The organism is Gammaproteobacteria bacterium, assembly GCA_013816845.1.
Taxonomy (GTDB): Bacteria; Pseudomonadota; Gammaproteobacteria; order DSM-16500; family DSM-16500; genus Aquicella.
The window spans coordinates 16,211-38,012 of sequence record JACDDU010000005.1 but is presented as its reverse complement, the minus strand read 5'-3'; the positions used below and the strand labels follow the sequence as shown (position 1 = coordinate 38,012).

Here is a 21,802-nt window from a genome sequence, read left to right as displayed (position 1 = left end):
TGATTATTGCTTCCGCAACTAACTAAGTAAACGTACTGATTTTGGGCGTTCACTCTCTAATAAACAATCCATGTCAAAGAACATCTCATCCAAACCACTACTTGTGAATAGAGACTTCTTGTTGCATTCTAATTGCAGATTTTTTTCTTTATATTCTGCAATTTTTTCCTTTATTTCTTTATATGAAGTTTTTCCTAAAATTTCATTATAAAATTGATCAGCTAATTCTACTTTACGTCTAGTGAGAGTTGGATCGCGAAAATGCCTGGACATCCAGCTCAATAACACAGCTTTTTGATTTTTTTTGCTATCAAGCATTTGTACGTTGACTTGATGATCCTTATTTATTTTGTTTTTTATATCAACATCAACGATATCAACGCGAGAAACAATGTAATCAGCAACATAATCTAAGAGGGCGTTAGTTACTAAAGGATCAATTTTTTCGTCTTGTGGAGCTAAGCTGGTTTCATTTGCTAGCGCATTAACCTTATCTTTTCGTTGTTTATTCTCACTGGCTTTGATTGGAATTTTTGATGATGGATTTTTTCCAAAATCAGGTGGTGCTTGCAGGTCACGTTTTTTCTTAAATGTATCTAGTCTATCTGAAATCTTTAAATCATCTAAAACGTAATGTTCTTTGTCCTCATAATTATATTTTTTCTCTAAATCATAACCAGCAATCGTAACCATGGTCTTAATATTGTTTCGATAGTTATAATCAATATCACCCTCACCTTGTATTGCTTCTTTGCTGTTAATCTCATCCCCCTCATAGTGATGCAAACATAATTTGACATTCTTTGGCATCAGGTCTTTGTTAACTTTAAAAAATTGATATAATGAGTCTAAAATATTATCAAGATCATCATAAAAATGATAGGTGATGTCATCATCCGGATGTTCGCTTGCAATTTTATGCATTTGTGCATATAGAATAGTTAACTTTGTTTTATCCCAAAACCATTTTGAATGTTCTGAAGCGTTAGACAAAGCATCAGTAAAGCTTTTACCATCCGGTTTGTTTCCATAAATATCGGCCAATATAAAACGATCTATGAAGCAAGGCATCGTTACATACTTAGCAAATTCCTCCCCCAATGCATTTAACACAGGAAAGCATGAGAATGCAGCTTCATCGCCATTATCAACATGGTTATTATCATCATCAAATGTTTTCGATTGTCTAGCTGAGCCCACCATAAAAATAGTCTCATCTGCGAAATCATCTCTTAATTTTTTACTTAATAATTGAATAAATTCTTGATTAACTTTTACGGCATCTCTTTTCTTACTTTCGTAAAATTTTTTTCTTCTGTAAAATCTTTTATTAAAAATACAACCGTCAAAATCAAACGATTTTACGTGTATGTTTTTACGTCTACGTGGTTGCATAGCTCACACCTCTACTTAGAAACTTTTCAAAAGCTTGTTTCTACTATAAAGAATGATAATTAAGAGAATATTAGGTGGATTGTGTGGGGGCGATATTTTTAATTAATTGATTTATAAACAGATCATACATAACGTTGTTTTAAGGCGAATGTCTTGACAGTAAAACTATTCACACGCAGCTCAACCATCTCTAATTTGAATAGCATATTGATAAATAAGGAATGTTCATTAAGCTCCACTTCTTTGTTTATTGGATCAGCAGCCAAATGAGCGGCAATGAACTGCCCAAAGTGATTAGTAAAAGCAAAGCTGATGATCATCAACAGGTTTTGAGGTTTGCTTTGAAATACCTAAATAATGTAAACCATAATACATAATATTACATTATAGAATTATTAAAGTGCTGCTTCTAGTTCCAATCTCAACATACTATAAGTATCTTTATCGATAGTGAATGGTTAAATTTTGCTTTTAATTTCATCTTATTAGATGCTATGCAAAACCTCTGGATGGTACATTCAACCACTAGCGCAATAAAAAGAAAAAACGTTAATGTAAATTGCTATAACTTTTTATATTTTTTTAGAAATAACGGTGCTGTTATTAATATATATAAACCTACGATACATAATAACAATAATCGATAGTTTTCTAAAAAAGGTATTCTCCAAAAAACTTGATTAGCATAAATATCTAATGCTATATCGGAAGTTATAATCACAATGATCATCCAAATACCTATTTTTGGCCTGATTATTACTAATAAAGCAGCTGTGATATCTATAATGCTCAATGAAGTTAAATAAACATTCAGCCAAAATGGAAGGGAGCGATACGGAAGGAATCCACCATTATAGATGTCAACGCAATGGATAAAGCCGCCTGTAAAAAAACAAATAATATACGACCATTGTAATAATTTAAGAAAACGCATAAGCCCCAAATCAGTAAATAATGTAACGCTCCCCAATCGTGAACGAGCTCCTTGATATCGTCAAAGCGGACGGCTGCACGGCTCAGAGATTAAAACAATAAAATCTTTTAGTTCCACGCCTGTAACAATCAATGAGTAATTTAATATTGGCAATGATTATGCATAAGTTAAGTCATTTCAAAATTTGATCATGCGATTTAATTTATATAAAATATTGCGATTACCGTTATTAATCGATCGTCTACTGTTAAAACGAAAATGCTTTACTCTTTTTATCATGATCAACATAACACCATACGTGTTGCTTCTCTACATATGTGCAAACGATTATCTGCAAGGTCTGTTAAATTCCTTTGCATAATTGCTTTTTTAATTTCATCGCCCTCACCACTTTCATCTAACATCCATATATCTTTATCATGTAAATGTTTAGACAGTGTTGGGTGCGTTACCACATAAACCCCAATTTCTAATTGGTATCGACAAAGATAGGCAAATATAGAGCCATCTGACTGTGGAATACCGTCAACTGGAGGAAGAAAGTCTTTAGCTTCCCAATCGAACCAAGCTGCGCTCATAAGCTTAGCGACAATTTCAGGAGAGTTTAATGCTTTTTTTACAATTTCTTTATTTGCTCCTTGCTCGTAAAGAGTATTGTAAAGTGCTAAAACTTCTTTTGTCCTTAGTTGTTCGAATAATTCCTTTGTTTTTTCCTTCTCGCTCGGACCAAATAATCTCGCAAACAGCGTAAGCATTTCATATCCTTATGGAAGTTAATATTTCAGGAAACCAATTCTTTAATTGCGGAAGGGTTATTATTATTGATAATACCAATGGGTTCAACATTTACCTCGAACCTGCCGTAATATTGGCAAAGATTAACGAGACTAACAACTATCATTACATTCTTAGCTTTACCCAATCCTTATAATGAGACACACGTCTCCATTTTGGTTACTTCAGTCCTTTCTTTTTATCTGACTCGTCAAATAGACATTACTGCGTTCTTTTAAGTAGCTATTCACATTCCTAGTAAACTCGTTTTCTAATCGCATCACTTATATTGTTATATTTCTAATATCTATAACGTTATTTTTTTGTTACTTAATTGTTATTTATTTCAATAGAAATCATCAATCCTATACAACAATGGTTAGATAACTAATGAAATAATATTAGATGAATGTTAGAAATAAAAACAAATAAGGGATTAAGTAACGATAGAGACAATATACAAACTGTTAAAGTAATGCAGAAATACTTAATTTATTTTTAAGATTCACTTAATCCCCATAATAATAAATATATTTTTTTCTAACCTGAGTAATCCCTTAAGCTAGCGATAAGCTTTGTGTAATATCATGGGATAAAATTTTTACAATAGGCATTAAAAATGAAATCCATACTCCGCACAGATGTAGGCCCACTCAATAACCTGCTGCTTGAGCTTAGCAAACAAGATGTTATCGACTTCATCAATAAATTTGATGCGTTTTTTACACCTACAGACATTAAAGAAGGATTAATTCAGAGCTTAGAAATAAAATTTGATATTCTGGATGCTGATGTAAGAAACACAGCCTTTGACGAAGACATCACCGCGCAAGAATGGATGCGAGACTACACATACTATGAACACGTCACCAAGTGGTTCTATTCAAAAGTTTATGATTTACTCCAACAACTCGTAAAAGACGGATTGCTAGAATTCGACAAAACTAAAAAACAATATTGTATTGCTCAAGCGCCGCTTAACTTAAATACAAATAAAGCGCCAAAGGATATGAATAATAGAACAAATGCTACCACCCAATTTAAATGTAAAGGACCTTCCTCTGTTCCCGTGGATAGAATCAGTATAGCAGAGGCGCAAAAAATAGCTGCGTTACCATTCACCTCAGAAGATGCTCTAAGACTTATTGTAGATCAACCTTTGGATAGCTTAGTTTTTCGTAAACAGCTTTACTTAGACGCGCTCAACAAAAAAAATGCTTTGCCACCCGTAATAAAATCTCCTATTCACGATTATACAAAGTATGAATCTCTAAAGGTAGCAGGTAATCATATTATCATCCTTATAGAACAAGCTATTACCAAGCTTAAAGTAGAAAAAGTAATTAAAAGCACTAAAAATAAGGGCGTCTATCTAAGAACAGCGTTAATTTACGATTGGGATCTAAAAGACAGAAGACGAAAAAAACAAAAAACATGTGATAACAATATCGATAACAACAATAATAACAACAATAACAACATCGATATGCCAAACTTGTTCCAAGGGAACCAAGCAAACACGGAGTTCAGTAATTTCACTTCTGACCCCAAAAATTTAAACCGTTTTTTTCCAGTTAACCCGACGCCCTCAAATTGCATGTCGATCAAAGAACTAACGGAAACATCTACTCCGATGGAATTCCCGGGGAATTGGACCATAGGGCGCAACCCTAAATCAGGAACCCATTAAATTCATAGAAGCCTCATATGGATTCTGCAGAGCACTCCCTTATGAAGGTGAGAGACTTTCGGTTAAGAAAACTTTAAGTTTTCTTAAGTTTTGGTGGTGACACATTATAAAGACTATCTTAAATCCGTCTTAAGGTAACGAACATATAATAATACCTTAAAATATTATGAGATTCCTCTATGAGCTTGTCTCGCTCTTTATTAGAACTTATCAATGCCAGCGATGAATATTGTATTCCTGCAATTAAAAAAGCACTAAAAGACGTGCCGGAAAAAAATATTTTAAACACTGCCCTACGATTAGCTATTCAATTAGGTCATTTCGAATTAATCCAATTACTCATCGATGCAGGTAGTGAACCCATCATTGCTTTTGAAGAAGCACTTGCAGCAAAATCAGCTGTCCTTCAATATTTAGTAGATAGAGATTATTTTATATATTATAAAAAAAAGTGTTTAGCAATTTTAAACATTATAGAGAAAAAATCAGAAGGTGATAACAATACCCAAAAAATATTAGTAGAAACTACTTTTCAGCCAAAATATTTAGCAAAAAATATAGCTATGTTTATGAAGCACCTTAAGTTGAATGATAGTCAACATTGGCTAATTGGTCGCATTCAGCAATTGGGGTACGAAGGTCGTTGTGAAGGGGTTTGTCAAGCCATCGCCATTGCCGGAATGCAAGCAGTTTTAACCGGCTTCACAGTCAATTTCCAGCGCCGTCTCCAGGCCGTTGCAGCTATCCCTCATTCTGCATTTAAAATTAAAATTAACAGCTTACAAAAGAAAAGAGGTGAGGAACTTGCTGTTGAAGAGCAAGATCTTTTGGATTTTGCTGATATGTGTGATGGCATTGCTCTCATTCAATTTCATAATGACATACATAAAGATTTGCGCTCAGCATTAGATACTAATTCTCTAGTATTACCATATAATACATTTTTGGCATCATTAGACTCTGTTGCTTTAGAAAAAAAAGGGGGGATGAAGAGATTAGGATCGATGATGAATAGTACCATTGATTTTAAAAATCAAGAAAGTACGATGAAATTTTTTTTTGAACTACGCACGTTGCTTGAAGATCAACCTATTGGTGCTCCCTATACTTTATTTCTCAATGGATATAAACATGGCATAAGTATAGGTTATGATGTTAAAAGAAAAAAATGGATTTTTATTGATGCGAATTATCTCGAAGTGTTCCCCCCTGAAATGAAGAAGGCTCCCCACTTGATTATGGCGGAATTTGATTATCATGCAATCGATCAAATTGTTAAGCATTCAAAAGAGGCCTTTAGTTTTGTAAAAAAAAATGCGATCAATCTGGAAATCACATTACTTACTGCAGGAAAAACTAAGAAAAATATATTCAAAAGATCAGAAGCTAAGAAGGAATTTAAATCCAGATGGTTAAAGTTACATGAAGATAATTTTACTGACGTTGAAAAAGTAGATTTAACACCTCTTAAGTATCTCAACGAAACAATCTTGGATCTTGAAATTTTAGAAGAAATGGAAGATTTGAATACCATAAATAACGCTGTAATGATAAACCATAATAGCTCCCGATCTAGCCGCCCAATAAAAGAAGCTGCCACCAGCCAAACTTTTTGGCATACCTTACCTCCTAAACAGGGTAAGATTTTAGCCCCGACAGACACGCCGTATTTAGAAGAAAATATTATTTCTCTATCCTCAAAAAGCAAGTGAAAGGACATTCCAAAAAAAACCTGTAAATCAAAATTGTTTATTTACTTTATTTGTGGCTAAGGATATTACAAATCGTTTCGAAGCAAATTATTTCAACTATAAAACAATGAAGTCTTCACCCTAAAAGACTTCTGAATAGGTGTATCATTATACTTATGATATAGCCTTATCATTCATACTTTTCCATTCCTCAATTATTTTTTTGCTGTATTGAAGATATTCTCCAATCCCTTCACGCCTCATTTCGTTGAAGGAAATTGAGTAAATGAAGGTTATCATTGATATAATTTAATTTGCTAAATACCCTTGAAATTTTATTATCCAGGGTTCTTGATTCCAAATTTTAAGAGCAATATTAAACCCTGCAATTTGAATGATTTTTTCATCAAATGATGTCATGTGTTTAACCATTTAAGTAAGAGTACAGCATGTACTTTATTTAGGAATTTTAATATTAATTTTAGGTAAAAGTAATGCTTATTTCATATTATACACACAATTCATTTAAGTAATATCCCATGATTGTTTTTCAAAATTTGAATGTTGATAGCGCCCTGCAAATGAACCATAACATTCACACATTTGATGTTGAATGAATATAAAATTAATGCGAAGACTTGATTTAGCTAACTATCATTATTTTAGTCATCAGCATTAAGATAACTTTTTCATCAGATAGGAAGTCAATTTATAAAATAATATTTTATAAATCTGAGCTTCCTATAAATTTATAAAAAAAGCTGAACTTTTATAAATCAGAGAAGTGTTATCTAGAAAAAATTACATATTCTGAAAATTCACTCCTCAGACATTAGGCTTTCGCTGAGTGTAATTTTCAAGGTAATCTTGAGATTCGGGGGCTGCGACAATAAAATTGTTTCCTATTAATTGCTCAGATTGTTTCCATAATTGTTGTGCGAGTTTCGCATCATAGACTTGTCCCAATGCATGCAACAATTTAGGATAGCCTTGCATTTCTTTAAATCCATCGGGCCCATAATAATCTCCACAATTGACCTCAGGCGAGGTTGCAGCATAAAGTACTGGATAAGCGCCTTTTTCAGCCGATTGCGCAAACAGAGACATGCCTAAAGAAAAGAAAAATTTCTTGCAATGCGCATGATTTTTTTCAGGCTCTGCTAAAAGAATATGCGTCTTTGCCCAGCCGGGATGCGCCGCAACACTCTTTATTGGTAAATGCGCTGCTTCCAACCGACGGTGTAATTCTTCAGTAAATAAAAGACACGCTATTTTTGAATTAGCATAGGCTTGCATTTTATTATAATGATCCTTTGAAGATTGCAAGTTATTAATATCCAAATGACCTTGCTTATGATAAAGACTACTCGTCATAAGGATGCGTGCATTGGTATCTCTTGCTAATAAAGGAAAAAGATAATTTGTTAAAGCAAAATGCCCTAAATAATTAGTAGCAAAAACTGTTTCAATACCATCTTTAGTTTTACTGTAAGGTAACGAGATGACACCAGCATTATTAATCAGTAAGGATAAGCTGTTATGATGACGCGTAAATTCTTCAGCAAATGCGCGCACAGAGGAGAGATCAGAAATATCTAATAAAGCAACATCCACCTCTGCATTGGGCACAAGACATAATAATTTCTGTTGCGAGATTTTTGCTTTTTCTAAATCCCTACAAGCCATAACGACTGCGCAGCCATGTTTTGCAAGTTCACAGGCAACTTCAAAACCTATACCGCTGTTAGCGCCAGTTATAACAGCACTTTTACCACTAAGATCTGGCATATCCTGAGGAGTCCATTTTTTCATAATATTTGTATCCGTTTATATAGGGTTAAAAAATATTTAAACTATTGCTTATCATCCTAAATCAAGCTAGGGCTGATCGTAAGCTAATCCTGAATATATGTCACTAGGCTGCTGGAAACAGCGGGTCAAAATGGTTGCACTGACACCTTTTAATTTTGTTCACATTAATACATCATCGACTTTCAAGCTTTACCTTACGTAAGTACACAGCAATGCGTTGCAAAATTTAAAATAGATGAAACATTTTAATTAGAAAAGATTTAAAAATAAAACGCATTAGAACTTCAGTGAATCATAGCGAAATTGTGTCATTACCTTAACCGAAAAGAGAATGAACGCCGGGGCCTGGGTTACGCGTTCGTGCTTCTCCCAGGCTACAGTTTAACCTTTACATAATTTAATTAATAAACGCAGTTGAAATTACCAAAGTAACGACAAGCAAGTAAAGCTGCCATCCATTTTACGAAATTCACTCATATCAAGTGGTATCGGTTTCAACTTAGCTTGTTTTAAAATAGCTTGCGTCGTTGTGCATTCTGCAAAAACCAAAGCAGCGCCATTTGCAACTAATGTATTTGCAGCATAACCTTCTTCTGCAGGAAGCCAAATTACTTCACCGATAGGTAACGGTCTTTTTAATTTAATGTGGGGATTACCCAATAATAATTTATCATTGAGTGCGACAAAACCACTTTTTAAATGTAAGACACCTGAGAATTCAATAAAATGGATAGTCAAATGTGGATTGATTGTGCGTAACACAGCCGCTAAAGCTTCTGCTCCAACTAAATTGGTACGGTACGAAATACCAATTAAAACATGCTCCCCCATCAACAGTACATCACCACCATCCACAGTTCCCTCATCACTCTTCTCGAGTTCGAGAAATTTTAGTTGCGCTTTTAAGCTATTCCGTAAACATTCAACTTCATTGCGACGCTCAAGTGCTCCTGGCCTCAATAAGATTGGTTGTTCTTTATAAATAATAGCTGCATCTTCGACAAAATGGCTATCTGGTAAACTTTCTTCAGGTTCAAGAAGAGATATGGAAATACCAAGTTCGTTCAGTGCGGTTAAATATTGATGATGTTGTTCGCGGGCTAAGTCAACATCAATCGTAATATTTTGGGTTGTGATACCTTGCGCCATAGAACAAGGTGGTGTGCGCGCAATACCTGATTTAAAGTTTAGAAAATTACTTTGCATGAATTATTTTCCTAATAAATTGCCGGATTACTTTTCGCCTTAATCCTTAATATCGGTGTAACAACTTAATACAATGGTTCAGTTTCAAAATCAACACATGAATCGTGTTCCGACCCTATTCTAAAGAAGAATACTTAAGAAAAAAAATAATGATTTGAACAAAGGACAAGTCAACAATTAATTTTGTATTTGAATATTTTTTCACATCCCCCTTCTGCATGATAAAGAAAATTCACTAATACGCTTTACGCAATTTTTCAAAAGTAGAAATTCTTTTAATTCAGACTGAATTTTTTCTATGAAATAGCTATTAGCCTTAAGACTTCTTATGGATTATTCAATGGGGCAACCTGTGAGTAAACTTTACTAACCTATAAGACCAGGTAGAATCGATTATCTACACTTTTAAAATTGTACCTGAAGTAACATGGAGATCATTTATGGATGATAAACACTGTTTTAAATCTATAATAGGAAGGGTTTTACTCGTCTTCCTTATTTCACTTAGTTTAATTAAAACTGCCGAAGCAAGAAGCTTTATTTTTGTTAATAATTGTTCTTATCCAGTTTGGTTCGGTCTAGTAGGTGGTGCAAATACGCCAAAACCTGCAAATGGTAACTATCAATTACCACCCGGTGGTCGAAACACAGCGACCATTCCTGCTGGTACTTGGAGTGGCGTGATCGCTGGACGCACTAATTGCGCGACAGGTCGTTGCGAAACAGGCGACTGTGGAGGAAGTAACACAGGACCCTGTACACGAGGGTTCCAACCACCAACAACTCAAGCTGAATTTACCGTCCGTTCGAATGACACCGATTATTATGATGTTTCTGTCATCAATGGCATCAATATGGGTGTAAGTGTTACACCCAGCATTGGCTCCAAAGCAAGTCTTCCCTACTTTTGTGGTAGTCCAGGTTCGGGTACGCCATCTGCTGGTTTAGCCGGATGTAGCTGGAAATTTACGCCACCTTTGGTTGAGTACAACTGGGTTGCTTACGGTGGTAAAGCTTGCACTGCTAATGGTGACTGTGCAAGCGGAACCCAATGCGGTCTGGGCTTTGATCCCGTTCTTAATGGATTTAAAAAAACGTGTGGACGTCAGTTAGGTTATTGGACTGCCAATCAAGTTTGTGGTGTGCAACGAAGTTTTGGGGCACCTTTTTATTGCAGTGCAGCCATTCCACAAGGCGGTATCTTATGGAATCTCATGGCGTGCAATGGTAATTCCGGGGCTCAAAGATCTTGCTATACAGCTGGGGCATCTGCGACTTGCTGTGGTTGTGTTAATTGGGACAAAATCGGTGTACCTGTACCACCCGGCCCAATTACCGCACAATGCGTAAACTCCAATCCAGTATGGGTTGATCGCGTTAGACCTACACTTGATTGGCTAAAACGCGCTTGTCCTACCGCTTATACTTATCCTTACGATGACCACAGCAGTACTTTTATTTGCAAATCACCCACAGCTGCTAACACGGTGGATTACACAATTACCTTCTGTCCTACAGGCGGCGTAAATCCTCCTCTACCGGATGGAAAATGTTTACCCCCTGCTAACATCAAGTCAACTTATACTGCGAATAAAAAACAAGTGACATTGACGTGGGATAAACCAGCGAACGCTGAAACTATTTCTACCTATCAAGTCAACGATTGGCTAGATAGACAAATTTGGAGAGGCGTAGAACGAACTTTTATTGATAAAAGTTTACCGGGTACCAATGGAAAATTTACTTATTTCCTTTATTCAAATTGCCCTTCAGGACGTTCACCGCGCGTTCAATATGATGTAGTTATTAAATAAACATCAGCAAACTAAATGGCTAACCAGCTAGTGATATTTTGCTAGCTGGTTCGTTATCGTAATAGCATTTATCCTTAACAACTAAACCATTGTTCTTGCTGATAGGCACTTTCCCAAAAAAGCCATTCAAGTTGGGTTGATCGTAAGAATGCGAAAAGCATTTTTTCTTTTAATTTCTTAGGCGCACCTTCACTTAATGCATTGGTAACTTCAATAGCCAACTTAACAGAGGTATCGAAGGCTTCCCCTGAATAGAGTTCAATCCAGCTTTCATAAGGATTATTCGAACTTTTAGTTTGTGAAATTTTTTTACCCACTTCTCGGTATACCCAAAAACAAGGGAGTAAGCTTGCCACAGCTTCTTCCACAGCAGCAGTACTGGCCATTTTAAGAAGATAATTGGTGTACATGAAACAGGCCGGACTTTGTTCCATGTTTACAGTCAAAGGCGCGTGATTTTTTTTTAAATAGAGTCGATGAAGGTGTTGTTCTGAATGAATAGCACTTAAAGAAAATTGAATAAAGTGATGCGCTTGCTCATTGCAAGTGAGACGTGCAGCCGTTATGGCAAGGGCTCTGGAAAAATCGGCTAAATATAAAGCGTCTTGTTGTAAATAATGAATAAACTTTTCTTGAGGCAACAGGCCCTGAGCAAGCTCCCGATTGAAAGGTTGATCAAAAATTTTAATCATCACGGAGTTGACGGTGCTACACATTTTTTCAAAAATCATAGTGATTCTCCAGAAAATAAAAATGATCAACAGGCCCACAACCACGACCTATTTGTAATTTCTCGCCAAACTCAATTGCTTTTGTTAAATATTTTTTTGCACAATGAATTGCATCTTTTAAAGGGTAGTCTTGCGCAAGATAAGAAGCGATAGCAGAAGATAAGCTGCAACCGGTTCCATGGCTATTTAGAGAATTAATTCGCTTGGCATGAAACCAATGACATGAACGCTCTTCATAAAGATAAAGAACATCTGATGATTGTAGGCCGTGGAAATGTCCACCTTTAATAAGTACATTAACTTTAAATTGATTCCCTATTTTCAGCGCAGCTAATTCTTGATCTGCTAAGGTGGAAATTTTGATGCGAAGTAAAATTTCAGCTTCTACTAAATTAGGTGTGATAAGTGTCGCATAAGGGAAAATTTGTTTTTCCAAAAGCATAATGCTTTTGGTATCAATAAGCGCACAACCATTTTTAGATGTCATCACAGGATCTAAAATAACAAATTTTGGCTTAAACTTTTGTAACGCTAATGCGACAACCGCGATCATTTTTTCACTGTACAACATCCCAATTTTCACAGCTTCAATTTTCAAATCATTAAAAACACTTTCTAATTGCTGCGCCACAAAATGACCGGGCAGTTCGTGTATAGCATGCACGCCTAATGTGTTTTGAGCGGTTAATACTGTTATAACTGAAGCCGCGTAACATCCTATGGCGGAAATAGTTTTTATATCCCCCTGTATGCCTGCGCCACCGGAGGAATCGGAACCCGCAATCGTTAATACACACTGTTTAATCTTTTTCATAAGAAAGCGCGTCCGGTATTAAATTTAACTCATCAAGAAATTGAATTTTGAAAGAAGCGGGACCTTTTGCCCTACTTGCTGCTCTCTCCCCGCAAATACCATAAAATGAAACGGCTAAAGCACAAGCATTAAATCTATTTTTTTCCAACGCATGAAAAGAACCAATAATCGCGGCAAGCAAACATCCTGTTCCAGTCACTTGTGACATGAGAGGAACACCATAGGTAAATTGACGAATCCGATTGCTATCAACAATGATGTCTGTCTTTCCGCTAACAACAACCGTCGCATCATAATGAATAGCAAGCATTTGCGCACTTTCAATTGCGAAATCAGTTTGCGCAGTACTATCTACACCTTTCGTTATTATTGTTGATCCGGCTATAGACATGATTTCGCTGGCATTACCTTTAATGATAGCAATGTCATATTGATCAATGAGGTTAAGGCCCGTACGGGTGCGGTAATGACTCGCACCTGCGCCCACTGGATCTAGAATAATGGGTTTTCCCAATTGATTTGCAATACTGCAAGCATGCTCACAAAGTGCAATAAATTTTGCATCAAGCGTGCCAAGATTAATGACCACTACGGAAGCCAACTGTACTAATTCTTTAATTTCTTGTTCCGCTTTGCTCATCACAGGCGATGCGCCTAAACTTAACAACCCATTTGCAATAAAATCCATCGTTACATCATTGGTAATGTTTAGTATGAGTGGCCTTAGTTGCTTTATCTTGATGACAATATTTTTCATCCGTTCAAACATTCGGTACTCTTTTTATCAATGGAATGATCGATTGTTCCAATTAAATCTGCGGCAGCTTGGTAGGGATCAAGAGTATGAATAGCACTCATGACTGCAACACCACATGCACCACTTTCCATAATCATTTGGATGTTACTTGAATTGATTCCACCAATGGCTATGACGGGATAGATAGAAATTTTTGTAATTTTCTTTAGCCCACTGATTCCCCAAATCGTTTTACACTCAGGCTTCGTTTTACTGAAAAATACTGAACTTGCAGCAATGTAGTCAATACAGGTTAACTGATTAGCTATTTCTAGGTCAGTGAGTGTTTCAACAGACCATCCAATTATTTTGGTTGAGCCCAATATTTTTCGTGCTTCATGAGGCGAATAATCAGATTGACCAAGATGAACACCTTCTGCATTAACACTTTTTGCCATTTCAACATGGTCGTTAATGATTAGCGGTATTTTAAAAGGATATAAAATAGCTTTTAATTGTAACGCAAGCTGTTTAAGTTCAAACAGATTTTTATTCTTTTCGCGTAACTGAACGGAGGTGATTCCACCTCGTATGGCTTTTAAGATGAGAGATTGATAGAGGCTGAACGATTGATCTTGTAAATTTGTAATTAAACAGAGTCTTAAACTTCGAGCGTTCATTACTTCCCTCTTATCATTTAAAGAGGGACGAGCAACTCATAAGTCACAGGAAAAATTCGACCTATCGAGCTCACTCTCCCTCCGCAGGCATTACCCAGAGCAGGTTATAAGGGTGTTTCTCAGCTTTGATTTTTCAAAGCACCCCTGGTGAATCATTGACGCGCAGTTTATCCACAGTCATTGCAAGTGTCAAATTAAAAAGTTGTATTGATATATTAGTTTTTTATAAATATAAATTTCACATTGCTTTGAGTATTTTTATCCGTATGAATTTTTGACTCGCTGCCCTACGCATTATTTTTATTATTACTTTGTGATTGATTTCAATCTAGACTTAATCAACTCACAAGGCAAACTTTGTAGGCCGCAAATTAACAGCTTAGAAAAAATTAACCCATTTAAAAATTTCTACTGTCATTAGGTTTCGTTAGCTCAATCAATTTGCACTTATAACCTTCCTCCGCTATCTTAGGCATCCGCAATGAATTACAAAGGAGTTGTTTATGAAACGTTTATCGCTTTTATGTGGTTTTCTCTCTTTAACTATTTCCATGCCCCTATTTGCTAAAGATTATAATTTATCAATTAAAAATTATACGAATGAAACGTTAAGTGTAGTGAGAAAAGATGGTTCTTATGTTGTTTTGCCTGCTCAAGGTTATGTCGCAAGCGAGCGGTTTCGAGTTAGATCAGAGGTTACCAATTTCATTAATGGGAAAAAAGTTTGTAGTTGGGTCATTTCTGAATCTGACCGTTGTTATAAGACCACGGGTTTAAATTATGGGCCAGACTCACATGGGCATGTTGGTTGCAATCTTGAAATGTTACAACGCTACCCGTGCTGATCCAAAAATTCTTAGAAACGTAGCTAGCCATGTTGGCGTTGAATGACATGACATCCATTTAGATATGTCACGAATACAACGCCGCATTGTTGCGGATGAAAACGTAACATTGAAATCGCTAGCGGGCTAATACGTCATGATTATATCGAACAGTAATAATACCAAAAATAAAACTTGCTTGATGAATGAAAATAACACGATTACTTAATGATAGTTTTATAGCATGAATGATTGAATTGCTAGTCCCTCGCTCCTACACATGCATTTTAGTCGGCTTGAAAATGTTGGCGTCATGTCGGAAAAAAATTACCAGCTTGCATAAATTGAAATCGAAATTCGACGGACATAAAGGATCACGGGTTACATTGTCTACCCAACATGGATAAACGTTACACGGTCGACAATTTGAGAGTCTTAAGTAGTCTATGATATTGCCACCCCAATGATTTGCCCAATTTTTTTTAAATCGCTTTGGTCTAAAGTCGCATTGTTATTTTTCGACCTCACCAATTTATTAAAAAATAAAATCTAACTTTCTGCTGCTGCTTTTAATTTGGCTATATCCAACTTTTTCATTTGCAACATCACTTTCATTACTTTTTCAGACTTTGCTGAATCATCCATTAATTTCGATAAAATGGTGGGAATGATTTGCCAAGACAGACCAAATTTATCCCTTAACCAACCACAAGCATCCTTTTTTCCTCCTTCCGCAAGGGCTTCCCAAAAGTAATCCACTTCCTCTTGTGTTTCACAATTTACTGTCAGAGAAGTTGCTGGCGTAAATTTAAAATCCGGACCGCCATTAAGCGCAATATATGTTTGGCCATTTAGTGTAAATTCGACTGTCATGATACTGCCTGCTGGTCTTTTATGCATTTCATAGCCTTCTTTGCCATAATGAGAAATTTTTTCAATACTTCCATTTTTAAAAATAGAGATATAAAATTTTGCTGCTTCCTCTGCTTGCCCATCAAACCATAAACAAAGCGTAACTTTTTGCATGATATTTTCCTTAATGGAGTGCTTAATATTAAGATCGCATTAATTCTTTCCTTTCATTCTGCTTTGCCTGCCTTTACACCTTTCATGATACCTAACAATATCAGACTATCTATCTACTCTGGAAGATAATCTATTCAACTAAAAGGTACAATAAGTGTAAAAAGTTAACAACGTGAGCCTTGTAGATAAACAATCGGTTGGGAGGTGGATATCACCCTTGTCATTGCCCAAACTAAGGATAGTGCCCAACCGATAAAAGACCAGCCAAAAAAAAGATTCATGAGAAAGATGGCAGACAAATTATGATGATTTCTATACTTTGCAACAAAAGTTGGTATGAAGTAGATTGCCACAGCAAATGAAAATAAGAGTAACAAAAAAAATAATAAAAATACCATAATAACCTCGTAGACCTGCTTTAAAAACATTTTATCGGCTTATTTTACCCGGAAAATAATTTAATTTCTAATTGTCTAGTTAAAAGCTAAGTTCATTGTCTAAATCATAACTAATCCATTATTTGGGAGGCGAAGCTTAATCTTTATTTTTTACTACTGAATCTTTTGGAAGTCTTAACGATAATAAGCAGCAAATGGTAATAACAATCATTAATATCGATAAAACCAGGGTATAATTCGCAGTTGTATACATGCGCAAGCCAGCCTCGTCCACTTTACCATCCCAAAATTGATCTAAACCAAAACCGATAAGCTGTTGCAAAAGTCCGCCACCCAACATATTTAAAGTGTTAACAACACCGAGAGTAATTCCTACATTATAAGTATGCGTATATTGACCGGCCCCAGTGAAACAAAGCATTTCAGCCCCACAAAAGATGCCAAGCAAAGTGAGCAAGACCATTAACATCGATTGCGACAATATTGGACCGTACAGTAACAACCCAAATAAAACCAAGACAGCACAAGCACTTAAGCGAATGCTACGATTTAAATAATGATATTTTTCACTGAGCCACGGTAAAGTTAAACAGCCAATTCCCAATCCAAGGTACATCATCATACTTATTTTAGCCGCATCCACGCGCCCCAATGCATACTTCTGCATTAAAAAAGCAACGCCCCATAAATCGGCTAGCACGGACAAGGGAGTATAAACGGCGACAGCTAAAATAGCATAAAGCATAATTGGTCGAGATTTAAAAACATCAAGCAATGATGCCCACAAATGTTTAGGCAGCGCTTTCGTTAGTGGAATTAAATTTTCTTTTTTTGGTTTTGGTAGAAGAACAAAAGTAATAATCAAAATAAACAAACCTAATATGGCAACATCATTAATAGCTTGCCGAAAACCCACTGCTTCAGATAATAATGCCAAGGGTTTGCCTGCAACTAATGCACCTACTGTTCCCAAAGTTAAAGTTGCACCCATTAAAAACCCGCGCTTACCCATAGGAAAAGAATCAACAACAAGTTTCAAGGCACACATAAATGCACAAGCAGATCCTAGACCAACCATAATGCGGCTCAATTGTAAGGTCCAAAACACTTGTGATGTTGAAAATAAATAAGCGCCAGCGATACATAACGTTATAGAAGCGAGCACCGTTTTTCGGACGCCCACACAATCCACAATGAAACCAAGCGGAATTTGAAATAATGCATAAGCATACAAATAATAGGAACCTAACGTAGCAAATTCATCCGCTGTTAAACGAAAAGCGAACCGTAAATCTGTCACGAGCACACCGGGTGCTACGCGTAAAATATATTGATAAAAATAGAAAAGAGTAACAATGAACCAGCCTAAGTAGGCCATATATATAGTATTTTTATTTTTACTTAAGCTAACCACTTTAAATTCCTTCATTATTATAATTTTTCTTAATAACACTTAAAATCAATTGGCAATGACCTATTGAGACGACAAGTTATTATATAGGGCTAAAGTCACCTTGAAAATGCATACGCCTTAACCTACTATTATTTTTGTGGTAGGAATTACAACGTCGATGACCATTACAAATTACTATTTATCTCATACGCTTAATAATTTCGTAGAAGATCAAGCTCAACTGGATGTAGTGGAAAAACTGCAATGCATTCAAAATGGACTTATTCAAGAACAAAAGTTGCGCAATATATTTCCAATTTTACGAAAGCGAAAATATGTTCCGGGGTTATATCTGTGGGGTCACGTCGGCAGTGGTAAAACTTTTCTCATGGATTGCTTTTACCAATCCCTCCCTTTGACAAATAAAATGCGTATGCATTTTTTTCAGTTTATGCAATTTATCCATGTTGAGCTCAATAATTATCCGCACCAAAGCGATCCTTTGGCTTTAATCGTCAAGCAATTGGCAAAAAAAAATATCGTTCTTTGTTTAGATGAATTTTTAGTTAAAGATATTGTCGATGCAATGTTATTAGCTCGTTTACTAAAACTCATGATTAAAGAGGGAATTTGCTTAATTACAACCGCAAATATTCCACCCGATGAGCTATACAAAAGAGGATTACAAAGACAACAGTTTTTACCTGCCATTGATTTATTAAAAAAACATACTGAAGTCATTCATATTAAGGTAGCTCAAGACTATCGCACCTTGACTGCATCTCATACTGTGCAATTAACTGAATCAAAGATGGAACAAGCATTTAGTATTTTAACCCAAGGTAAATCTATTTCTAATACATCACTAATCATTAATCATCATTCGATTTTTGTTAAAAAAAGAACTGAGGATATTGTTTGGTTTGATTTTCGAGAAATCTGCTGTATTGGGCGGACACCTGCAGATTATTTGTTCATTGCAAAAAATTTTCCGATGATCTTCATCAGTGACATACCCGCCATTTCGAGTGAACAAAGAAATTTAATTCGTTTATTCATCAGTATGATCGATGTTTTTTATGATGCGAATATAAATTTGTTTTTTTCAACTCCTATTCCCTTAGCCGATATTTATGTTGAAGGAGACATGCAATTTGAATTTAAGCGCACTCTCTCTCGACTTATTCACTTTCGTCATCAACATTCAAATTGAAAGCTTAATGATATTTTGAATAATAGGTGTTTTTTTTGACTTTTTTAAATAAAAGGTGTAAATTTTAAGCAAATTTACCATAAAAAAGGTGTAATCGTGGCTATTAATCGTTCCTTTCTTGAAGAACTACCTATTGAAATTCCAGACCATGAAATCGCACCTAATTTGGATAAACAATCCCTACTTTATAGTATGCTGACATCGCAACGCATGTATCATTTTTTCAAACAACCTTTAGAGACAATTAAACTATTGGATTTTGTTAACTGTGCCGATTATGAGCATGCTCAAGCAATGATAAATATTAGTCCTGCTCTCATGTTTATGCCATTTACAATAAAAAAAATTGATGGATCCTATCAAACAACTACGCCTCTTAAACTTGCTTATGAATTATTAGACACATACATGTGGAAAATGTTTTGGGAAAAAATTAAAACTAACCCTCAATGGGTAGCTCTTTTTCTGGAACAAGTTCATGGGCAAACCGAACACGTTAATTTAGACCCTTTATTCGCTGAGTATAAAAAATATCAAGACCAATACAAACTCTGGCTGCAAGATAAAATAACTAATTCTGAGCTCGCAACTGCATGGCTTAATGTTGGTAAGAAACAACGGGAAATATTACCCCGGCATATGTTGAAAGAATTCTGTCGGCCCGGTCATTCATGGGGCCCTGAATCACTCTTTGATGTTACGGTTGATCCGATACCTACGGATAATAAAATATATAATTATCTCACTAGCGAAATGGTAACACTTTTTCCATTTAAACCTGATTGTGGCTTAGGAAATGATTTTACTTTAACAAGGTCTGCGGACGTAACGTTACCTGGTGGTAACCAAGTACGTCTCTGGAAATCTCAGTGGAATACCACCGAAGGCGTAGCCGGCGAACATTTGGCAACGCGTGATTTAGCGACTTTCCGTCAACTTTATGACATCCGAACTGAAGATTGTGTAAAAGAACTTCTAGAGTTGGAACCAAAGCCATGCAGAATCTCTTTGTAATCCAAAAGATTAATGAGGCTGGCTTTTAAATTAAATCCAATTTTTTTTCCGATAACAGTTGAGGATTTTCAATTAATTTTTTAAGTAAACTTCGATGACATTTATTTTCTTCTGTGCATGCGGAAGAACATAATAAAGTTATAGTTTCTCCAGCTGCTGCAAGTTTTGCCAAGCTCATTATTAAATCACGTGAATCCTTTTTTTTCATTTCGCGGAAATACCGCTTTGCGTAACTATCCCAATTCAGCGGTTGATGACCGAACTTTCCATAAGCGTGTGCATGAAGTTCTTTGCTTGGTCCAAGTTGATTATACCAAATGTCCCATGTTTCATCTTTTTTTAGTAGAGCCCGCGGACGATAACGACAAATTAAAATTCGCCATCCATCTTTTGATGATCTTGCATCACACCAACGCTTAGTGTAAACCGGCATGGCGACTCCATTATCCTTGCTTAACGTCCAATGGTCACATCATCTTTTTAAACAAAAGTTAAGTGTGGTGAAAAATTTTTTTGAGTTCTAATTTTGCTGCTACCAGAATAGATTTTTGTTCAGGTAATAATTTTTTTCCCGCACGATTGATATAAAAGGTAAGCATGGCACTGGCGGATTGATAAGGAGCGCCTTTACGCTGATGACTTTGTTCTGCTGATTTTTTTAATGATTTTGCAATTCTAAGAGGATCATCCCAAGTAAAGACGCCCTCTTCTAATTGGAGAGCGTGACTATTTTCAGTTACCTTTTGCGACCATTTTTTGTTTCTTTTTTCCATATCTCAGTTTTATCCTAATCATATTGAACACTACATTATTTTATCAGATTTTATTCCTCTCATTTAATCCCCTAATAAAACTAAGATCCTACTCCCTTCATTTTATTATTAATTTATATAGTTATGTCAGCTTTATTTGAATAGGAAGCATCGCATGTATTTCATAAAAAAATTCAGGTGGTTATACTAAGAACATTATTCCTATTAGCAGTCCACCATGACTATTTTGAAAGTATCGCGGTTGGAAGGATTAAGTGATGGTATATTTGCAATTGCAATGACCATTTTAGCACTCGATTTGCGTTTACCTCCTCATATTGACTCAACACATTTAGTGTCTGTAATGGAAAATGTCGTTTTTTTTAAACTTTTTATTTATATCGGTAGTTTTATTATTCTAGGCACATTATGGATTGCGATGACCTTCCAGATTGGTTTATTACAACGTTTAAATCGACCTTATTTATGGACCCACGTTCTATACTTAATGGTTATTTGTGTTGTTCCTTTTTCCGCAAGCCTGGTTGCAGCTTATCCTACCAATCCTGCTAGTATTATTTTCTTTGCAATCAATTTACTTTGTGCGAGTGTCGCGCAATTTATCATTGCGCAATGCGCTTATTATTTCCAATTAAATAATGAATTGTACACGCCCGCGATTCGTCATGCGATTGTGAAACGAATATATGTTGCTCCTCTTTTTTATTTCTTATCCATTGCTTTAGCGTATTGGCATCCTCATCTCGCTTTTTTGGCTTTAATTGCGCCTATTCTTATTTATATTTTACCGGGTGCTGTGGACCGATTTGACCAACCCCCTGCATAAAAAAGTTTTCAAAGTGTGAAGTGAATTTCATCAGAGACCTGACTCTAGTTCACTTCAC

Annotated in this window: 21 protein-coding genes and 1 riboswitch; of the genes, 7 read left to right on the top strand and 14 right to left on the bottom strand. The window is 35.7% G+C overall.

Features of this window, described 5'->3' with window-relative positions:
- Positions 1–18: 18 nt before the first annotated feature.
- The 3 genes from H0W64_09965 to H0W64_09955 all read right to left on the bottom strand — a co-directional run bounded on the left by H0W64_09965 (position 19) and on the right by H0W64_09955 (position 3,084).
- Positions 19–1,395, bottom strand: a complete 1,377-nt coding sequence (locus H0W64_09965) for a hypothetical protein (protein ID MBA3662045.1) — start codon at positions 1,393–1,395, stop codon at positions 19–21.
- Positions 1,396–1,957: 562 nt separating this feature from the next.
- The gene (locus H0W64_09960; protein ID MBA3662044.1) at positions 1,958–2,365 is read right to left on the bottom strand and encodes a hypothetical protein; all 408 of its coding nucleotides are present in this window, start codon (positions 2,363–2,365) and stop codon (positions 1,958–1,960) included.
- 245 nt (positions 2,366–2,610) lie between these two features.
- Positions 2,611–3,084 (bottom strand): hypothetical protein, encoded by a 474-nt coding sequence (locus tag H0W64_09955; GenBank protein ID MBA3662043.1) that lies wholly within the window; start codon positions 3,082–3,084, stop codon positions 2,611–2,613.
- 638 nt (positions 3,085–3,722) lie between these two features.
- Here H0W64_09955 and H0W64_09950 point away from each other — a divergent pair.
- A complete protein-coding gene (locus H0W64_09950; GenBank protein ID MBA3662042.1) occupies positions 3,723–4,793 on the top strand; it encodes a hypothetical protein in 1,071 nt (356 codons plus the stop codon).
- Between the two features lie 185 nt (positions 4,794–4,978).
- The gene (locus H0W64_09945; GenBank protein ID MBA3662041.1) at positions 4,979–6,505 is read left to right on the top strand and encodes a hypothetical protein; all 1,527 of its coding nucleotides are present in this window, start codon (positions 4,979–4,981) and stop codon (positions 6,503–6,505) included.
- Positions 6,506–7,309: 804 nt separating this feature from the next.
- On the opposite strand, the gene H0W64_09940 is transcribed toward H0W64_09945, so the two are convergent.
- Positions 7,310–8,296, bottom strand: a complete 987-nt coding sequence (locus H0W64_09940) for an SDR family NAD(P)-dependent oxidoreductase (GenBank protein MBA3662040.1) — start codon at positions 8,294–8,296, stop codon at positions 7,310–7,312.
- Between the two features lie 420 nt (positions 8,297–8,716).
- Positions 8,717–9,502 carry a hypothetical protein gene (locus tag H0W64_09935; GenBank protein MBA3662039.1) on the bottom strand — a complete coding sequence of 262 codons (786 nt, stop codon included), beginning with the start codon at positions 9,500–9,502 and terminating at the stop codon, positions 8,717–8,719.
- 440 nt (positions 9,503–9,942) lie between these two features.
- Here H0W64_09935 and H0W64_09930 point away from each other — a divergent pair, with 440 nt between their 5' ends.
- On the top strand, positions 9,943–11,316 hold the full coding sequence (locus H0W64_09930) for a hypothetical protein (GenBank protein ID MBA3662038.1): 1,374 nt from the start codon (positions 9,943–9,945) through the stop codon (positions 11,314–11,316).
- 74 nt (positions 11,317–11,390) lie between these two features.
- Here H0W64_09930 and H0W64_09925 read toward each other — a convergent pair whose 3' ends face one another.
- Genes H0W64_09925 through thiE form a run of 4 tightly spaced genes read right to left on the bottom strand, consistent with a single transcriptional unit; the run spans position 11,391 to position 14,277 of the window.
- Positions 11,391–12,044, bottom strand: coding sequence for a TenA family protein (locus H0W64_09925; GenBank protein MBA3662037.1), 654 nt, complete (start codon positions 12,042–12,044; stop codon positions 11,391–11,393).
- Complete coding sequence (gene thiD / locus H0W64_09920) at positions 12,037–12,861, bottom strand: bifunctional hydroxymethylpyrimidine kinase/phosphomethylpyrimidine kinase (GenBank protein ID MBA3662036.1); 825 nt, start codon at positions 12,859–12,861, stop codon at positions 12,037–12,039. The genes H0W64_09925 and thiD overlap by 8 nt, the downstream gene beginning before the upstream one ends.
- A complete protein-coding gene (thiM, locus tag H0W64_09915) occupies positions 12,848–13,630 on the bottom strand; it encodes a hydroxyethylthiazole kinase (protein MBA3662035.1) in 783 nt (260 codons plus the stop codon). The genes thiD and thiM overlap by 14 nt, the downstream gene beginning before the upstream one ends.
- Positions 13,615–14,277 carry a thiamine phosphate synthase gene (thiE, locus tag H0W64_09910; protein MBA3662034.1) on the bottom strand — a complete coding sequence of 221 codons (663 nt, stop codon included), beginning with the start codon at positions 14,275–14,277 and terminating at the stop codon, positions 13,615–13,617. The genes thiM and thiE overlap by 16 nt, the downstream gene beginning before the upstream one ends.
- Positions 14,278–14,335: 58 nt before the next feature.
- A riboswitch (TPP riboswitch) is annotated at positions 14,336–14,433 on the bottom strand.
- A gap of 347 nt (positions 14,434–14,780) precedes the next feature.
- Here thiE and H0W64_09905 point away from each other — a divergent pair.
- Positions 14,781–15,122 (top strand): hypothetical protein, encoded by a 342-nt coding sequence (locus H0W64_09905; GenBank protein ID MBA3662033.1) that lies wholly within the window; start codon positions 14,781–14,783, stop codon positions 15,120–15,122.
- Positions 15,123–15,650: 528 nt separating this feature from the next.
- On the opposite strand, the gene H0W64_09900 is transcribed toward H0W64_09905, so the two are convergent.
- The 3 genes from H0W64_09900 to H0W64_09890 form a co-directional block, all read right to left on the bottom strand.
- On the bottom strand, positions 15,651–16,127 hold the full coding sequence (locus tag H0W64_09900; protein MBA3662032.1) for a VOC family protein: 477 nt from the start codon (positions 16,125–16,127) through the stop codon (positions 15,651–15,653).
- Positions 16,128–16,291: 164 nt separating this feature from the next.
- On the bottom strand, positions 16,292–16,525 hold the full coding sequence (locus H0W64_09895; protein MBA3662031.1) for a superinfection immunity protein: 234 nt from the start codon (positions 16,523–16,525) through the stop codon (positions 16,292–16,294).
- A 136-nt stretch (positions 16,526–16,661) separates the two neighbouring features.
- On the bottom strand, positions 16,662–17,954 hold the full coding sequence (locus H0W64_09890; GenBank protein ID MBA3662030.1) for an MFS transporter: 1,293 nt from the start codon (positions 17,952–17,954) through the stop codon (positions 16,662–16,664).
- A 142-nt stretch (positions 17,955–18,096) separates the two neighbouring features.
- On the opposite strand from H0W64_09890, the gene zapE reads away from it, so the two are divergent.
- Both zapE and H0W64_09880 read left to right on the top strand, forming a co-directional pair.
- Positions 18,097–19,131 (top strand): cell division protein ZapE, encoded by a 1,035-nt coding sequence (zapE, locus tag H0W64_09885; protein MBA3662029.1) that lies wholly within the window; start codon positions 18,097–18,099, stop codon positions 19,129–19,131.
- A gap of 96 nt (positions 19,132–19,227) precedes the next feature.
- Positions 19,228–20,145 (top strand): hypothetical protein, encoded by a 918-nt coding sequence (locus H0W64_09880; GenBank protein MBA3662028.1) that lies wholly within the window; start codon positions 19,228–19,230, stop codon positions 20,143–20,145.
- A gap of 25 nt (positions 20,146–20,170) precedes the next feature.
- On the opposite strand, the gene H0W64_09875 is transcribed toward H0W64_09880, so the two are convergent.
- Complete coding sequence (locus H0W64_09875) at positions 20,171–20,578, bottom strand: DUF488 family protein (protein ID MBA3662027.1); 408 nt, start codon at positions 20,576–20,578, stop codon at positions 20,171–20,173.
- 58 nt (positions 20,579–20,636) lie between these two features.
- Positions 20,637–20,918: a DUF3175 domain-containing protein gene (locus H0W64_09870; protein ID MBA3662026.1), complete on the bottom strand. Its 282-nt coding sequence runs from the start codon at positions 20,916–20,918 to the stop codon at positions 20,637–20,639.
- A 217-nt stretch (positions 20,919–21,135) separates the two neighbouring features.
- Here H0W64_09870 and H0W64_09865 point away from each other — a divergent pair, with 217 nt between their 5' ends.
- Positions 21,136–21,744: a DUF1211 domain-containing protein gene (locus H0W64_09865; GenBank protein ID MBA3662025.1), complete on the top strand. Its 609-nt coding sequence runs from the start codon at positions 21,136–21,138 to the stop codon at positions 21,742–21,744.
- Positions 21,745–21,802: the final 58 nt, after the last annotated feature.

Excerpts from the sequence above, each read along its gene's own strand:
- H0W64_09865 (MBA3662025.1), top strand. The coding sequence starts at position 21,136 with ATGACTATTTTGAAAGTATCGCGGTTGGAAGGATTAAGTGATGGTATA.
- H0W64_09950 (MBA3662042.1), top strand. The coding sequence starts at position 3,723 with ATGAAATCCATACTCCGCACAGATGTAGGCCCACTCAATAACCTGCTG.
- H0W64_09930 (MBA3662038.1), top strand. The coding sequence starts at position 9,943 with ATGGATGATAAACACTGTTTTAAATCTATAATAGGAAGGGTTTTACTC.
- thiM (MBA3662035.1), bottom strand. The coding sequence starts at position 13,630 with ATGTTTGAACGGATGAAAAATATTGTCATCAAGATAAAGCAACTAAGG.
- H0W64_09940 (MBA3662040.1), bottom strand. The coding sequence starts at position 8,296 with ATGAAAAAATGGACTCCTCAGGATATGCCAGATCTTAGTGGTAAAAGT.
- H0W64_09905 (MBA3662033.1), top strand. The coding sequence starts at position 14,781 with ATGAAACGTTTATCGCTTTTATGTGGTTTTCTCTCTTTAACTATTTCC.
- H0W64_09870 (MBA3662026.1), bottom strand. The coding sequence starts at position 20,918 with ATGGAAAAAAGAAACAAAAAATGGTCGCAAAAGGTAACTGAAAATAGT.
- thiE (MBA3662034.1), bottom strand. The coding sequence starts at position 14,277 with ATGAACGCTCGAAGTTTAAGACTCTGTTTAATTACAAATTTACAAGAT.
- zapE (MBA3662029.1), top strand. The coding sequence starts at position 18,097 with ATGACCATTACAAATTACTATTTATCTCATACGCTTAATAATTTCGTA.
- H0W64_09895 (MBA3662031.1), bottom strand. The coding sequence starts at position 16,525 with ATGGTATTTTTATTATTTTTTTTGTTACTCTTATTTTCATTTGCTGTG.
- H0W64_09965 (MBA3662045.1), bottom strand. The coding sequence starts at position 1,395 with ATGCAACCACGTAGACGTAAAAACATACACGTAAAATCGTTTGATTTT.
- H0W64_09900 (MBA3662032.1), bottom strand. The coding sequence starts at position 16,127 with ATGCAAAAAGTTACGCTTTGTTTATGGTTTGATGGGCAAGCAGAGGAA.
- H0W64_09875 (MBA3662027.1), bottom strand. The coding sequence starts at position 20,578 with ATGCCGGTTTACACTAAGCGTTGGTGTGATGCAAGATCATCAAAAGAT.
- H0W64_09890 (MBA3662030.1), bottom strand. The coding sequence starts at position 17,954 with ATGAAGGAATTTAAAGTGGTTAGCTTAAGTAAAAATAAAAATACTATA.
- thiD (MBA3662036.1), bottom strand. The coding sequence starts at position 12,861 with ATGAAAAAGATTAAACAGTGTGTATTAACGATTGCGGGTTCCGATTCC.
- H0W64_09935 (MBA3662039.1), bottom strand. The coding sequence starts at position 9,502 with ATGCAAAGTAATTTTCTAAACTTTAAATCAGGTATTGCGCGCACACCA.
- H0W64_09955 (MBA3662043.1), bottom strand. The coding sequence starts at position 3,084 with ATGCTTACGCTGTTTGCGAGATTATTTGGTCCGAGCGAGAAGGAAAAA.